10 protein-coding genes and 2 pseudogenes are annotated in these 14,489 nt (G+C 59.4%); 9 read left to right on the top strand and 3 right to left on the bottom strand.

Features of this window, described 5'->3' with window-relative positions:
- Positions 1 to 205 precede the first annotated feature (205 nt).
- Positions 206 to 508, top strand: a complete 303-nt coding sequence (locus tag NAV32_RS14095) for a hypothetical protein (protein WP_256053426.1) — start codon at positions 206 to 208, stop codon at positions 506 to 508.
- Between the two features lie 258 nt (positions 509 to 766).
- Positions 767 to 1,744 carry a tRNA dihydrouridine synthase gene (locus NAV32_RS14090; protein WP_256053425.1) on the top strand — a complete coding sequence of 326 codons (978 nt, stop codon included), beginning with the start codon at positions 767 to 769 and terminating at the stop codon, positions 1,742 to 1,744.
- On the opposite strand, the gene NAV32_RS14085 is transcribed toward NAV32_RS14090, so the two are convergent.
- Entirely contained in the window at positions 1,741 to 2,487 is a 747-nt protein-coding gene (locus NAV32_RS14085) for an SDR family oxidoreductase (RefSeq protein WP_256053424.1), read from the bottom strand. The two genes, NAV32_RS14090 and NAV32_RS14085, sit on opposite strands and share 4 nt — an antisense overlap.
- 106 nt (positions 2,488 to 2,593) lie before the next feature.
- Between NAV32_RS14085 and NAV32_RS17670 the strand changes: the two are divergent.
- Positions 2,594 to 2,680 (top strand): annotated as a pseudogene (locus tag NAV32_RS17670) (heat-shock protein); the annotation flags it as partial.
- 101 nt (positions 2,681 to 2,781) lie between these two features.
- On the opposite strand, the gene NAV32_RS14080 reads toward NAV32_RS17670, so the two are convergent.
- Together NAV32_RS14080 and NAV32_RS14075 are read right to left on the bottom strand one after the other, a co-directional pair.
- Positions 2,782 to 5,685 (bottom strand): bifunctional diguanylate cyclase/phosphodiesterase, encoded by a 2,904-nt coding sequence (locus NAV32_RS14080; RefSeq protein WP_256053423.1) that lies wholly within the window; start codon positions 5,683 to 5,685, stop codon positions 2,782 to 2,784.
- Between the two features lie 64 nt (positions 5,686 to 5,749).
- Positions 5,750 to 6,667: a LysR family transcriptional regulator gene (locus NAV32_RS14075; RefSeq protein ID WP_256053422.1), complete on the bottom strand. Its 918-nt coding sequence runs from the start codon at positions 6,665 to 6,667 to the stop codon at positions 5,750 to 5,752.
- A gap of 255 nt (positions 6,668 to 6,922) precedes the next feature.
- Here NAV32_RS14075 and leuC point away from each other — a divergent pair, with 255 nt between their 5' ends.
- The 6 genes and pseudogenes from leuC to NAV32_RS14045 all read left to right on the top strand — a co-directional run bounded on the left by leuC (position 6,923) and on the right by NAV32_RS14045 (position 14,489).
- A complete protein-coding gene (gene leuC, locus NAV32_RS14070) occupies positions 6,923 to 8,350 on the top strand; it encodes a 3-isopropylmalate dehydratase large subunit (protein ID WP_256053421.1) in 1,428 nt (475 codons plus the stop codon).
- Positions 8,351 to 8,361: 11 nt separating this feature from the next.
- A complete protein-coding gene (gene leuD, locus NAV32_RS14065) occupies positions 8,362 to 9,009 on the top strand; it encodes a 3-isopropylmalate dehydratase small subunit (RefSeq protein ID WP_256053420.1) in 648 nt (215 codons plus the stop codon).
- 99 nt (positions 9,010 to 9,108) lie between these two features.
- On the top strand, positions 9,109 to 10,191 hold the full coding sequence (gene leuB / locus NAV32_RS14060; protein ID WP_256053419.1) for a 3-isopropylmalate dehydrogenase: 1,083 nt from the start codon (positions 9,109 to 9,111) through the stop codon (positions 10,189 to 10,191).
- Positions 10,192 to 10,245: 54 nt separating this feature from the next.
- A complete protein-coding gene (gene asd, locus NAV32_RS14055; RefSeq protein WP_256053418.1) occupies positions 10,246 to 11,358 on the top strand; it encodes an aspartate-semialdehyde dehydrogenase in 1,113 nt (370 codons plus the stop codon).
- Positions 11,359 to 11,503: 145 nt separating this feature from the next.
- Positions 11,504 to 11,599, top strand: a pseudogene (locus NAV32_RS14050) (aspartate-semialdehyde dehydrogenase); the annotation flags it as partial.
- A gap of 136 nt (positions 11,600 to 11,735) precedes the next feature.
- The gene (locus NAV32_RS14045; RefSeq protein WP_256053417.1) at positions 11,736 to 14,489 is read left to right on the top strand and encodes a FimV/HubP family polar landmark protein; all 2,754 of its coding nucleotides are present in this window, start codon (positions 11,736 to 11,738) and stop codon (positions 14,487 to 14,489) included.

Here is a 14,489-nt window from a genome sequence, read left to right as displayed (position 1 = left end):
GGCCGGCATTCTACAGCTTTCCGGGCTGTTGTCACGGGTTATGTTGGAAAAAGTATTTATTCATCAAATGCTTGGGTTAACTTCCTGATTGGCTGCTGCCGATGCAGGCAAGAGTGCTTGTGCCATCGGTCATCCGCTCTGGCAGCTGGCGCACTTGCTGGCCGTTTGCTTGCCTAATATTTCAGGTGAATGAGGAGGTGTGCTGATGCGACGCTTTCTGGTACGTACTTTGGGTTGCGCGGCGATGCTGACGGCCATGGGTATAACCGCTCTGGAGTCAGTAGCGCAGAATACGGCCCCGGTCGATCATGCAGCCGGCAATGGTTCGATCGGAATGGGGGAGGGAATCGGCTATCCCGCTGACGCTTCCAGAAATGCGGAAGACGCCAGCTGGCAGAAGCCCAAATGGATCAATACACAAAACCCTGACTCGAAGGCCGAACCGGGCCATGGCGGCAATGAGACGGATATGGAACATCGGCGACGTCCGCGGCTGGGTGACGACTAATCTGGCCGTCGAAAAACCTGTGTTGGTAATACTTCGTTAAAACACGCTTGGTGCTCATTTAGAGCGCCTAAATTCCGCCTGATTCGCTGCACTCACATTGCGGCTGTTACCTTGCTGCGCTGCGTCTCTCGTGTGTTCTTGCTGCGTTTCCTGCCTCGCCTACATTTTTTAGCGGCCTGTTGAGCAGGTAAGCAGATTAATTCAACCGATCATGCAGACCCCGTACAATGCCGCTCTTTTTCGGCGAGCATTTGACCCATGCAGATTGCACTGGCGCCCATGGAGGGGCTGGTTGATGAGATTCTGCGCGACGTGCTGACCCGCGTGGGTGGTGTGGACTGGTGTGTGACTGAGTTCATTCGCGTGTCGGATCGGCTGTTGCCTAGGTCCAGTTTCCGCAAGCTGGCGCCGGAACTGGCTAGCGGTGCAAAAACCCGTGCCGGTACGCCGGTACGCGTGCAGCTGCTGGGCTCCGATCCAGTCTGCCTGGCGGATAACGCAGCGCGCGCATGTGCTCTTGGCGCTCCGGCTATCGACCTCAATTTTGGCTGCCCCGCCCGGACGGTGAACAAGTCCCGTGGTGGCGCCGTGCTGCTCAACGAACCCGAGCTACTGCATGCGATCTTGCGCGAGGTGCGCCGCACGGTGCCGGCTGATATCCCGGTTACAGCCAAAATGCGTCTGGGCTTCAACAGTCCGGACGGCGCGTTGGACTGCGCGCGGGCCCTGGTCGATGGTGGCGCCGAGCAACTGGTGGTGCATGCGCGGACCAAGGTCGATGGCTACAAGCCGCCCGCCCACTGGGAATGGGTGGCGAAGGTGCAGGAAGTGGTTGCGGTACCGGTGTTTGCCAATGGCGATATCTGGTCGCTGGATGACTGGCGGCGTTGCCGGGAAGTGAGCGGTGTGGAGAACATCATGCTGGGTCGTGGGCTGGTCTGTCGGCCTGACTTGGCGCGGCAGATCAGCGCTGCCATTAACGGTTTGGAAGTCGAGCCGATGAGCTGGGCCTGTCTTCAGCCCTTGCTGGCCGATTTCTGGTTGCAGGCCCGGCGCAAGATGTCTCCGCGCTATGCGCCAGGTCGTCTGAAGCAATGGGTTTCCATGCTGACCCGCAGTTATCCGCAGGCGGTTGTGCTGTTCGATCAATTGCGCCGCGAGAGCGATTGCGAGCGAATTGACCGGTTGCTCGGGGTGGAAGAGAAGCTGCTGGGCGTGGAAGAGGGAATCGCTTAGCGGCCGCCGCTGACGTCCAGTAATGCACCGCTGGTGTAGCTGGCTTTTTCGCTGGCCAGCCAGAGAATCGCTTCAGCCACTTCTTCAGCCTCGCCACCGCGCCCCATGGGTACGCTTGCCTTGACCCGCTCGACGCGCCCCGGTTCGCCGCCGCTGGCGTGTATATCTGTAGCGATCACGCCAGGTCGCACGGCGTTGACGCGAATGCCTTCAGCGGCAACTTCCCTGGCCAGGCCCAGCGTCATGCTGTCGATAGCGCCCTTGGCAGCTGCGTAGTCGATGTACTCGTTCGGGGCGCCCAGTCTGGCGGCGATGGAAGATACATTGACGATGGCGCCACCCTTGCCGCCGTAGCGTGTGGACATGCGCTTTACCGCCTCGCGGGCGCAGAGAAAGCTGCCGGTGACATTGACGGCAAAGACGCGCGCCAGACGTGCAGCGTCCATTTCATCCAGGCGCATCTGTCGCTCCAGCATGCCGGCGTTGTTGACCAGCACGTCGAGCCTGCCAAATTCGGCATCAAGCGTAGCGAAGAGGCGGGCAACCTGGGTTTCGTCGGCCACATCCGCGGCTACTGCTATGGCGTGTGCGCCTGCGCTCTTCAGCTCATCGAGCAGCCGTTGCGCGGCGTCCTGGCGGTGATGGTAATTCAGGCACAGCGCATACCCTTCAGCGGCAGCGCGCCTGGCGGTGGCGGCACCAATTCCGCGGCTGGCACCTGTAATGAGCATGACTCCAGGCATAAGAAACTCCCACAAGCGGCTTGAAAGAAAAGGGGCCTATCCAGGGTACAGGATGCCGATTACGGCTCCTGTGGCAACCACTCGCTGGCAATCAGGAGATCACCAAATGCCCCGTTTTTCCATGATTCCGCTGTTTCACCAACCCATCGACGTAGATCGTTTTAACGACCTGTTCGAGTCTGCTCTGCGTAACTGCCGGAAGAGGCCAAGCCCAAGTGTATTCCGATCAGCGCTGCTGGCGAGCGTCCCGCGCTCGAAGGCTAAACAGTCGAAAGGGCGTCGCATGACGCCCTTTCATTTCTGAGCCTCTGACTGCATGCGCAGCAACTCGCAGAACTGCGCGAATGGTAGTGGGTGGCTGAATAGATAGCCTTGGTAAAGGTGGCAATCCTGAAGTTGCAGCAGGTCCAGCTGGCCTTTTTGCTCGACGCCTTCGGCAATTACTTCCAGCCCCAGGCTTTTGGCCATGCTCACGATGGCGCGGATGATTTCGGCGTCGTTGCCATCCTCCAGCGCGTCACGTACGAAGGACTGATCGATCTTCAGCAGATCCACCGGCAACCGCTTGAGGTACGTCAGGGATGAATAGCCCGTGCCGAAGTCGTCCATGGCAAAGCTCACACCGTGCGTGCGCAGGTGGTGCATTTTGGCAATGGTGTCGTCCAGATTCTCGATCACGATCCCTTCGGTGATTTCCAGCTTGATCATCCGTACCGGCAGGGCGCTTTCCTCGAGTGCTGCGAGAATGCGTTCAACGAAGTCGTTCTGGCGGAACTGGCGCGGACTGATATTGATGCACAGGCTGAATGAATCAGCCTGTACCAGACCGCTTGCCAGCAGCGAGGCTGTCATCCGGCAGACCTCTCCGATCACCCAGTCACCCACCTCGATAATCAGGCCGCTGTCTTCCAGCACATCAATGAAATGAGCGGGCGAGCGCAAGCCATGTTGGGGATGTTGCCAGCGCAGAAGTGCCTCGGCGCCGATGATTGTGTCTGAACGGGCGTCTACCTGGGGCTGCAGGAAAAGCTCGAACTCCTCGTTCAACAGGGCCAGGCGCAGCTCGCTTTCCAGTTGCAGGCGAGTGCTGGCGACTTCCTGCATGGTGCTTTGAAACAGCTGAATGGCATTGCGCCCGGCATCCTTCGCGCGATATAGGGCGATATCGGCCCGTTTGAGCAGATCTGCGGGGGTATCGCCGTGATCGGGTATCAGGGCGATGCCGATACTGGGTGTGACCTGCAAGCGGTTACCCTCGCAGACCATGGGTTCGGCCAGCAGTTTGCGCAGTTTTTCGGCCACCTCGCGCACATGGCGGGTGATTTCCGTGCGCTTGCCACTGAGGCCGGTCAGCAGTATCACGAACTCGTCACCGCCGAGACGGGCGACGGTATCTTCCAGGCGGGTGCTGGCTTCGAGGCGCGCAGTTACCATCTTCAATACGGCGTCGCCAACCGGATGGCCGAGTGAATCGTTGATGTGCTTGAAGTGGTCAAGATCCAGGAACAACAGTGCGCCACGCAGGTTGTGGCGCTTGTACAGCGCGATTTGCTGGACCAGGCGATCCATGAGCAGTGTGCGGTTGGGGAGGTTGGTCAGAGGGTCGTGGTAGGCCAGATGGTGAATCTGCGCGTGTGCGGCTTTGAGCTGGCTGATGTCCCGTGCTGTCAGCAGAATACATTCGGTATTGTTGAGCTCGATGATTTCTACCGATACCTCGATGTGCTTGAGCACACCGTATCGGTCCTGGGCGAGCATCTCCCAGTTGCAGACGCGACCGTCACGCTCAAGCAAGTCGAGAATCTGCTGGCGTTGTTCGCCCGGCCATACGGCGAGCTCTGCCGCGGTGCGACCAATGACTTCATCCTGTCGGTAGCCGGTGAGGCGGTGAAAGCCTTCGTTGACTTCGATGAATCGACCGGTCTTGAGTTCGCTGATGGTGATGGCGTCGGGGCTGGAATGAAACGCCTTGGCGAATTTGGTCTCGCTGTTTCTGAGTGCTGCCTCCGCCTGTTGTCGCGTGGTGATGTCGCGAAAGGTGGTGATGATGCAGCGCCGACGTTCGATGCGGATGAAGCGGCTGGATACCACGCAGGTGACGTGAGCTCCGTCGCGGGTACGGAACTGGGCCTCGACGTTCTCCAGGTGCTGGTCGCGGGCGAGTTGCCGGTACAGGACCTGTCGCTGTTCGTCGTCCTGCCAGAATCCGATCTGCGGTGCGTCAAGTCCGACGATTTCGCTGGCTGGCCAGCCAAAGGTTCGAGTAAAGCTGGGGTTTACCTCGAGGAAAACGCCATCGCGAATGCGCGACAGGCTGATGGCGTCCGGGCTGCCCTGGAAGAGGGTGGCGAACTTCGCCTCTGAGGCTGCCGCCTGTTGTTCGCGCAACACCCGCTCGGTGATGTCCATGACAATGCCGGCCATGCGCAAAGGCGCACCTTGATCGTCACGGTAGAGTTTGGCCGTACTTTCCAGGTGGCGGACCGTGCCGTCGTGAAGTTGGGCCTGGTAAACGGCCTGGTAATCCCGGCGGTGACCGGCCAGCAGATCGCGATAGGTCTCGCGCATGGCGTGGCGATCTTCTGGAAGAATGCAGGCGAAGAAATCCTTGAATGGGCCGTGATAAGGGCCTTCGATGACGCCTTGAAGTTCGGACGCGCGGGCTGATGCGTAGAGTGTGTCGCTGGGGATGTGCCAGTCCCAGGTGCCCAGCTCGACCGAGTCGAGGGCCAGGCTGAGTCGCTCCTGGCTGTTCTGCAGTTCCTGCGCCTGCTGAATTTCTTCGCTGATATCGCGGACCACACCCACCAGAACAGGCTGATCCGCTTCGTTGCGCTGACGTTGCCCGTGGAGTTCCAGCCAGCGCTGGGAGCCGTCTGGCCAGAGAATGCGGTGACGAATGGTAAAGCAAGCATTCTCAGTCAGTGCCATGCGAAAGCGTTCGCGGACCCTCTGGCGATCTTCGCTGGCAACCAGCTGCGGGTATTCGGTACCTGCAGGAATTTCATGTTCGGCGCTGAAACCGAAAAGTTTCTGGGTGCCTTCGGACCACAGCACAGACCCGGCATACGGGTTCCAGGACCAGACACCGAGATTGGCCCCATTGAGTACGCCTACCAGGTGAGCAGCGTCCTGAAAAGCCTCGCTCGAATCGGTCGTGCAGAGGTAAGCGCGGTGCGAGAGATTGTCGAGGGACATGAGCAACGATTCCGGCATGTGCCACCCCGGCGGGTCACGGCGGTGAAGTGGCCATGCGCCATAATTATTCTGGTTCGGCGACGTTATCCGTAGCGGGTGGCAATATGCAAGCATCCTGTTCGGAGTCGAGCAGCGTCATGAAAGCTCGGGCTGCATTGGATAGCGTTCGTTCGGTATGGACGATATAGCCCAGCTGGCGTTCAAGCCTGACGCCGGGTATCGGCAGGCGTACTACCTGATTGTCCAGCATGGTGCGCGGCAGTACGCTCCAGGCGATGCCGATGGAGACCATCATTTTGATGGTCTCCAGGTAATTGGTGCTCATGGTGATATTCGGCTTCAATCCTTCGCGCTCGAACAATCGCTGGGCGATATGGTGAGTGAAGGTATTGTCGCCGGGGAAAACTGCCGGATAGCCGGCTATGTCAGCAAGCGAGACTTCGTCCATCTGCGCCAGCGGATGCTCGGGTGCCACGACGAAATCCAGCGGGTCGTCCCACACACGGCTGGCGCGCACCGGCGGTGCGGTGTGTGGTGCGAGCGTGATGACCGCCAATTCGGCACGACCATGCAGCACGTCCTCATAGGCAATTTCCGAGTCCAGGAAGCGGATATCCAACGTCACCGCGGGGTAGCTGCGGGTGAAGGTGCGCAGCAGCGGTGGCAGGCGATGCAGGCCGATGTGATGGCTGGTGGCCAGGCACAGACGACCGCTGATGTCACCGTTGAGGTTGGTCAAGGCGCGCCGCGTATCGTCCAGTACGCTGAGAATCCGGTAGGCCCTGGGCAGCAGGGCGCGTCCGGCTTCGGTCAGCCCGATCTCCCGACCCAGGCGGTCGAAGAGGCGCACGCCAAGCTGCGCTTCCAGTACCGCAAGGCGTTTGCTGACGGCGGGCTGCGTCAGGTGCAGGCGCTCGCCGGCCAGGGAAAAACTGCCGGTCTCGGCGATGGCAATAAAGGCTGTGAGGTTGGCCAGATCCATAAGAATTCCTCGAATTGATAAACCTTCGCGACTGAAGTCGCTCCCACGGGGTCCCGCACGAACCTGTGGAAGTGGCTTCAGCCGGGGCGGGACGGATTAACCGAGCGCCTAATCCGACGGTACTCCATGTCGATTCCTGAAAGGAATGCATTGGATAAAAAATATGAATTTGAGTAATCAGGTGCAAACCCCTAGCATCACCCCATAAGCTAAAGGGCTATTTGCCCCGCATAGAAAGCAGATGAGGAAAGTCCGATGGCCGGCAAAACGCTCTACGACAAGCTCTGGGAAATGCACGAAGTGAAGCGCCGCGATGATGGTTCGTCGCTGATCTACATCGACCGCCATATCCTCCATGAGGTGACTTCGCCGCAGGCCTTTGAAGGGCTGCGCCTGGCCAATCGCAAACCGTGGCGCATCGACGCCAATATCGCCACCCCGGATCACAACGTACCGACCACCAAGGGGGAGCGACAGGGTGGTCTGGAAGCCATCGCCGACGAAGTCTCACGCATTCAGGTGCAGACCCTTGACGAAAACTGCGACGAGTTCGGCATTCTCGAATTCAAGATGAACGATATCCGTCAGGGCATCGTCCACGTCATCGGCCCGGAGCAGGGCGCCACATTGCCCGGTATGACCGTGGTCTGCGGTGATTCGCATACGTCTACCCACGGCGCCTTCGGTGCGCTGGCTCACGGCATCGGCACCTCCGAGGTCGAGCATGTGCTCGCCACTCAGTGCCTGGTGGCCAAGAAGATGAAGAACATGCAGGTGCGCGTCGAAGGCAAGCTGCCGTTCGGCGTCACCGCCAAGGACATCGTGCTCGCCGTGATCGGCAAGATCGGCACCGCCGGCGGTAACGGCCATGCCCTGGAATTCGCCGGCAGCGCCATCCGCGATCTGTCCATGGAAGGGCGCATGACCATCTGCAACATGTCCATCGAAGCCGGAGCCCGCGTGGGCATGGTGGCCTGTGACGAGAAGACCATCGCTTATGTCGAAGGTCGTCCTTATGCCCCGAAGGGGGCTGACTGGCAAACCGCAGTGGAAGCCTGGAAAGACCTGGTTTCCGACGATGATGCGATCTTCGACACCGTCATCGAGTTGAAGGCCGAAGACATCAAGCCGCAGGTCAGCTGGGGCACGTCGCCGGAAATGGTATTGGCTGTCGATCAGAACGTGCCGGACCCGGCTGCAGAAACCGATCCGGTCAAACGTGATTCCATCGTCCGTGCGCTGAAGTACATGGGGCTGGCAGCCAACCAGCCGATCACCGAGATCAAGCTGGATCGCGTATTTATCGGTTCCTGCACCAACTCGCGGATCGAGGATCTGCGCGCGGCGGCTGAAGTCGCCAAGGGCCGCAAGGTTGCAGCGAACGTCAAGCAGGCCATGGTGGTGCCTGGCTCCGGTTTGGTGAAGCAGCAGGCTGAGGCTGAAGGGCTGGACAAGATCTTCGTCGAAGCCGGCTTCGAATGGCGCGAGCCGGGCTGCTCCATGTGCCTGGCGATGAACCCAGACAAGCTCGGTAGCGGCGAGCACTGCGCCTCGACCTCCAACCGCAACTTCGAGGGTCGCCAGGGCGCCGGTGGGCGTACTCACCTGGTCAGCCCGGCCATGGCTGCGGCTGCAGCGGTGACCGGTCGTTTCATCGACGTTCGCGAACTGATCCAGGCCTGAGGAGCAACAGCATGAAAGCATTTACCCAACACACCGGCCTGGTTTGCCCGCTGGATCGCGCCAACGTCGACACCGACCAGATCATTCCCAAGCAGTTTCTCAAGTCCATCAAGCGCACCGGCTTCGGCCCGAATTTGTTCGATGAGTGGCGCTATCTGGATGTTGGTCAGCCGAACCAGGATTGCTCACAGCGCCCGGTAAACAAGGACTTCGTGCTGAACTTCCCGCGCTATCAGGGCTCCAGCGTGCTGCTGGCGCGCGAGAATTTCGGCTGCGGCTCGTCCCGTGAGCATGCGCCCTGGGCGCTGGAGGAATACGGCTTCCGTGCGATCATCGCGCCGAGTTTCGCCGATATTTTCTACAACAACAGCTTCAAGAACGGGCTGCTGCCAATCATCCTGAGCGAGTCCGAAATGGATGAGCTGTTCGAGCAGGCCGAGGCGACCGGGGGCTACCAGCTTACTGTTGATCTCGCTGCCCAGACCGTTACCCGCCCGGATGGCAAACAGTACAGTTTCGAAGTCGATGCCTTCCGCAAGCATTGCCTGCTTAATGGCCTGGATGATATTGGCCTGACGCTGCAGAACGCCGAAGAGATCCGTGCGTTCGAGGAAAAACACCGTCAGCACCAGCCCTGGCTGTTCGGTGCAATCAAATAAATGGATGAGGGTAGGGTGGATGACGTTTCATCCATCCAGCTTGCAGAATTTTCGGTGGATGAAAAACGTCATCCACCCTACGAAAAATCGAGGGATGCAATGAGTAAGCAGATTCTGGTATTGCCCGGCGATGGCATCGGTCCGGAAATCATGTCCGAGGCGGTCAAGGTGCTGCAGTTGGCCAATGAGAAGTACGCACTGGGCTTCGAGCTGAGCTATGACGAGCTGGGCGGTGCGGCCATCGACAAATACGGCGTGCCGCTGGCTGACGAAACCCTGGAGCGCGCGCGTGCCGCCGATGCCATCCTGCTGGGTGCCGTCGGCGGGCCGAAATGGGACACCATCGATCCAGCTATTCGCCCCGAGCGTGGTCTGTTGAAAATCCGTTCGCAGCTGGGTCTGTTCGGCAACCTGCGTCCGGCGTTGCTGTATCCGCAGCTGGCCGAGGCGTCGAGTCTGAAGCCGGAAATCGTTTCCGGTCTGGATATCCTCATCGTGCGTGAGTTGACCGGTGGCATCTATTTCGGCCAGCCGCGCGAAAGCAAAGTGTTGGAAAATGGCGAGCGCATGGCCTACGACACGCTGCCGTACAGCGAAAGCGAGATCCGGCGCATCGCCAGGGTTGGCTTTGACATGGCCATGGTGCGCAACAAGAAGCTCTGCTCGGTGGACAAGGCCAACGTGCTGGCTTCCAGCCAGCTGTGGCGCGCAGTGGTCGAAGAAGTCGCCAAGGACTACCCCGAGGTCGAGCTGTCGCATATGTACGTTGATAACGCTGCCATGCAGCTGGTCCGTGCACCCAAGCAGTTCGATGTGATGGTCACCGACAACATGTTTGGCGACATCCTGTCGGATGAGGCGTCCATGCTGACCGGCTCCATCGGCATGCTGCCGTCTGCTTCGCTGGATGCCAACAACAAGGGCATGTACGAGCCGTGTCACGGTTCAGCACCGGATATTGCCGGCAAGGGCATCGCCAATCCGTTGGCCACCATCCTCTCCGTGTCGATGATGCTGCGTTACAGCTTCAACCAAGTGACAGCGGCCGATGCCATCGAGCAAGCGGTCAGCGATGTGCTTGATCAAGGCCTGCGTACCGGAGACATCTGGTCCGAAGGTTGTAACAAAGTCGGCACTCAGGCGATGGGTGATGCAGTAGTCGCGGCCCTCGCGAAGTTGTAATCTTCTGGCCCGCCTTAATCTGCGCGGGCCACTTTTTCTATAGGTGTAGTTGCGATGAAACGTGTAGGTCTGATCGGTTGGCGCGGTATGGTCGGTTCCGTGCTCATGCAGCGGATGCTGGAAGAGCGGGATTTCGACCTGATCGAGCCCGTGTTCTTCACCACTTCCAATGTCGGTGGCCAGGGCCCCGATATTGGCAAGGAAACCGCTGCGCTGAAGGACGCCTACAGCATCGACGAGCTGAAAGGCCTCGACGTGATCCTGACCTGCCAGGGTGGCGACTACACCAATGAAGTCTTCCCGAAGCTGCGTGAAGCCGGCTGGCAGGGCTACTGGATCGACGCAGCGTCTTCCCTGCGCATGCAGGATGATGCCGTTATCGTGCTCGATCCGGTCAACCGTCGCGTGATCGACCAGCAACTGGATGCCGGGACCAAGAACTACATCGGTGGCAATTGCACCGTCAGTCTGATGCTGATGGGGCTGGGCGGTCTGTTCGAGAACGGCTTGGTGGAGTGGATGAGCGCCATGACCTACCAGGCGGCATCCGGCGCCGGTGCGCAGAACATGCGCGAGCTGATCAAGCAAATGGGCGCCATCAACACGGCGGTGGCCGACGAGCTGGCCGATCCGGCCAGTGCAATTCTGGAGATCGATCGCAAGGTTGCCGAGTGCCAACGTTCAGAAACCTTCCCGGTGGACAATTTTGGCGTGCCGCTGGCCGGCAGTTTGATCCCCTATATCGACAAGGAGCTGCCCAACGGGCAGAGCCGTGAAGAGTGGAAGGCACAGGCAGAGACCAACAAAATTCTGGGTCGTTTCAAAAGCCCGATTCCGGTCGATGGCATCTGCGTGCGCGTCGGTGCCATGCGCTGCCATAGCCAGGCGCTGACCATCAAGCTGAACAAGGATGTGCCGATCTCCGATATTGAGGGGTTGATCAGCCAGCACAATCCATGGGTCAAGCTGGTACCGAATCATCGTGATGCCAGCATGCAGGAACTGAGTCCGACTGCCGTGACCGGTACCCTGAGCGTGCCGGTGGGGCGTCTGCGCAAGCTCAACATGGGCTCGCATTATCTGGGTGCCTTCACCGTGGGTGATCAGCTGCTTTGGGGAGCAGCCGAACCGCTGCGCCGCATGTTGCGCATTCTGCTAGAGCGATAAACATCACTGGCTAACAGATAAAGCGCCCTGGCTTTGCCGCGGCGCTTTTTTTTCATGTGTGAAGCGGATCAATAGTTTTGCGAAGTCTTCGGGCAGAATGCCATCGCGCATGGGTCAATGCCTTTTCAGCGGTTGCCCCAAACCTAAACTCAATTTGTGGATTGTGTCTGATAACGTGGCAAAAGGCGCAGCGGGCAACGTCGTGCAGTCCGGGCAGTTGTTGATAAAACACTATCTGTAAAAGATACTTGCCGGAAATTCGAAGAAATTTTCTAGCTGACGACACTGTTCAGGCTTGTTGCTGGCGGGGAACTGTCCCCGGCAGTGATTACAAGACCCTCTCGAAAGTCCGAGATAGCAAAACAAGGGATTACATAATGGTTCGGGTTCGCAATCTGGTGCTGGCAATCGCGGCTGCTACCGCTCTGACATCCGAAATGGCATATGCGCTGGGAGTGGGAGAGGTCACGCTGAAGTCGGCGCTGAACCAACCCTTGGTCGCTGAAATCGAGCTGCTGGACGCGAAAGCTCTGGCCCCAGGCGAGGTAATTCCAGGGCTGGCATCCGTCGAGGACTTCAATCGGGCGGGCCTTGATCGTCCGTATTTCCTGACCGACCTGACTTTTACCCCTGTTTTGCGCCCGGATGGCAAGAACGTCATTCAGGTTTCATCGAGCAAGCCGGTTCGCGAGCCCTATCTGAATTTTCTCGTTGAGGTTCTCTGGCCGAGTGGTCGCCTGCTGCGCGAATACACGCTGCTGCTCGATCCGCCGCTTTATTCTCCGGAAACAGCTGCAGCCGTCGCGCCTCAGCTGCCTACTGCTGCACCTGTTGCCCGGCCAGCTGTGCCGCCGCGTGCGGCGCCTCAGACAACTCCAGCCCGTTCGGCCAGTGCTTCCTCGCAGGCCGGCAATGAGTACAAAGTCACTCCGAATGACACGCTTTGGGAAATAGCCGAACGTACGCGGCAGGGCGGTACGGTTCATCAGGCCATGCTGGCCATTCAGGATCTGAATCCGGACGCATTCATCGGCGGCAATATCAATCGGATGAAGAATGGCCAGGTGTTGCGCCTGCCCAGTGCCGAGCAGATTACCAATCGTTCCCAGACGGAAGCTGTAGAGCAGGTCGCTCAACAGAATGCCAGCTGGCGACAGGGCCGCGCTCAGCCTGCCGCCAGTGAGCGTCAGCTTGATGCCAGGCAACGCAGCGCAGCGGGCGCGGCGCCGTCGCGCAGTGAGACGGGGGACAGTCTGCGTCTTGTTGCGCCAGAAACCGGCAGGTCGACAACCGGGAGTGATACCGGTACCGCAGACGATGCAAGGGCGCTGCGAGATCGACTCGCTGGAGCAGAGGAGAGCCTCGATTCCAGTCGTCGCGAGAACCTGGACCTGAAAGATCGTTTGAGTGATCTCGAAGGGCAGCTGGAAAAATTGCAACGGCTGATGCAGCTCAAGGACGATCAGCTTGCCAAATTGCAGGCGCAACTGGCCGAAGGTGCCGCGCCCGGCGCTGAAGCTGCCACGCCGGTTGATGTTGCGCCCGATGCAGCCGAAGAGGTCGGTACAGCCTCGGCAGAGGGCGCAGCAGTCGAGCCTGAAGGCGTTGAGCCCGAAGAAGCTGGCGCTACTCCACCTGCGGCAGAGCCCGAGCCAGCCGCCAAGCCTGCACCGGCCCCTGTCGCTGCGCCAGCACCAGTCGCCCCCGTCACCCCTCCGGCAGAGCCGGTTGCAGACAGTTATATCCAGCAGTTGATGGCCAATCCGATGCTGCTTGCTGCGCTGGGCGGAAGTGCCCTGCTGCTCTTGCTGGTCGGTTTGATGGCTCTGTCGCGCCGTAACGCCATGAAGGAAGCCGAGCTCCAGGAGAGCCTGCTCGCCGAGAGTGAGCCGGATAACCTTTTTGTAGACAAGCCGGCCCTTGCCGTTGCCGACCTCGAAGTTGCCGATCAGATGGCGGTGCCTGCCGATGATGCGATGGATTCCATTGCTGGCATGGCCAATGACCCGATCGCCGAGGCGGATATCTACATTGCCTACGGTCGCTTCAATCAGGCTGCAGACCTTCTGCAGAACGCGCTGAACGATGAGCCGCAGCGCAGCGATCTGCGACTGAAGCTGATGGAAGTCTACGCAGAACTTGGTGATCGCGATGCATTCTCGCGGCAGGAAGCGGAATTGCGCGATATCGGCGGCTCTTCTGCAAGCATTGATCAGCTGAAGGCGCGCTATCCGGCGATGGGTTTTGCGGCGGCGGCAGGTGTGGCGGCAGCCGCAACTGGCACCGATTTCGACAGCTTCAATCTGGATGATCTTGAGCTTGATGAGCCTGCGCCAGTCGCGGGTCAGGACCTTGATGATTCTTTTGACCTGAGCCTGGATGATCTGGAACTCAGCGATGATTTTGCAGCGCCGATTGCGCCAGTGGTTGAGGCCGGCGACGAGAAGCTGGACGAGCTGGACGAGCTTGATTTCGATGAGTTGAAGCTTGAGGTTGCGGCAAGCGAAGAGGCAGCGGACGATTTCTCCTTTGATCTGGACGAGCTTTCCAGTCCCGCCAGTGAGACTTCCCTTGCAGACGAGCTGGCCAGTTTCTCGCTGGAGCTGGATGAGGAGCTGCCGACTGCAGCGGAGAGCGATTTCAGTCTGGATGATCCGGTCATCGAGCCTGCTCCGGTTGCGTCGGAGCCAGTCGAGTCCCTGGGGTTCGATCTTCCTGAGCTCGATCACCCCGAAAATATGCCCGATGAGTTTGATCTTTCGCTGGATGATGAGCCGAGCGAAGATGCGCAGCCGGAAACCTTCGTTGCCGAGCTTGATGATATTGAGGCCGAGCTTGGTGATATCTCGAGTGACCTGGAAGAGCCGCTTGAGCAGCCTGCATTCAATATCGAATCGACCCCGGTAAATCCGGCAACTGAGTCCGCGACCGAGTTGCCTGATGAAATGGGCGATGACGATTTCGACTTCTTCGCTGAAACCGACGAAACCACTACCAAGCTGGATCTGGCTCGCGCCTATATCGATATGGGTGATGCCGAAGGCGCGCGCGATATTCTTGACGAGGTGATGGCTGAGGGCAGCGACACGCAACAACAGGAGGCGCGCGAGATGCTCGCCAAACTCGCCTGA

It is taken from the genome of Stutzerimonas stutzeri (genome assembly GCF_024448695.1).
Classification (GTDB): Bacteria; Pseudomonadota; Gammaproteobacteria; order Pseudomonadales; family Pseudomonadaceae; genus Stutzerimonas; species Stutzerimonas stutzeri_T.
This window is presented reverse-complemented; position numbering and strand designations above follow the sequence as displayed.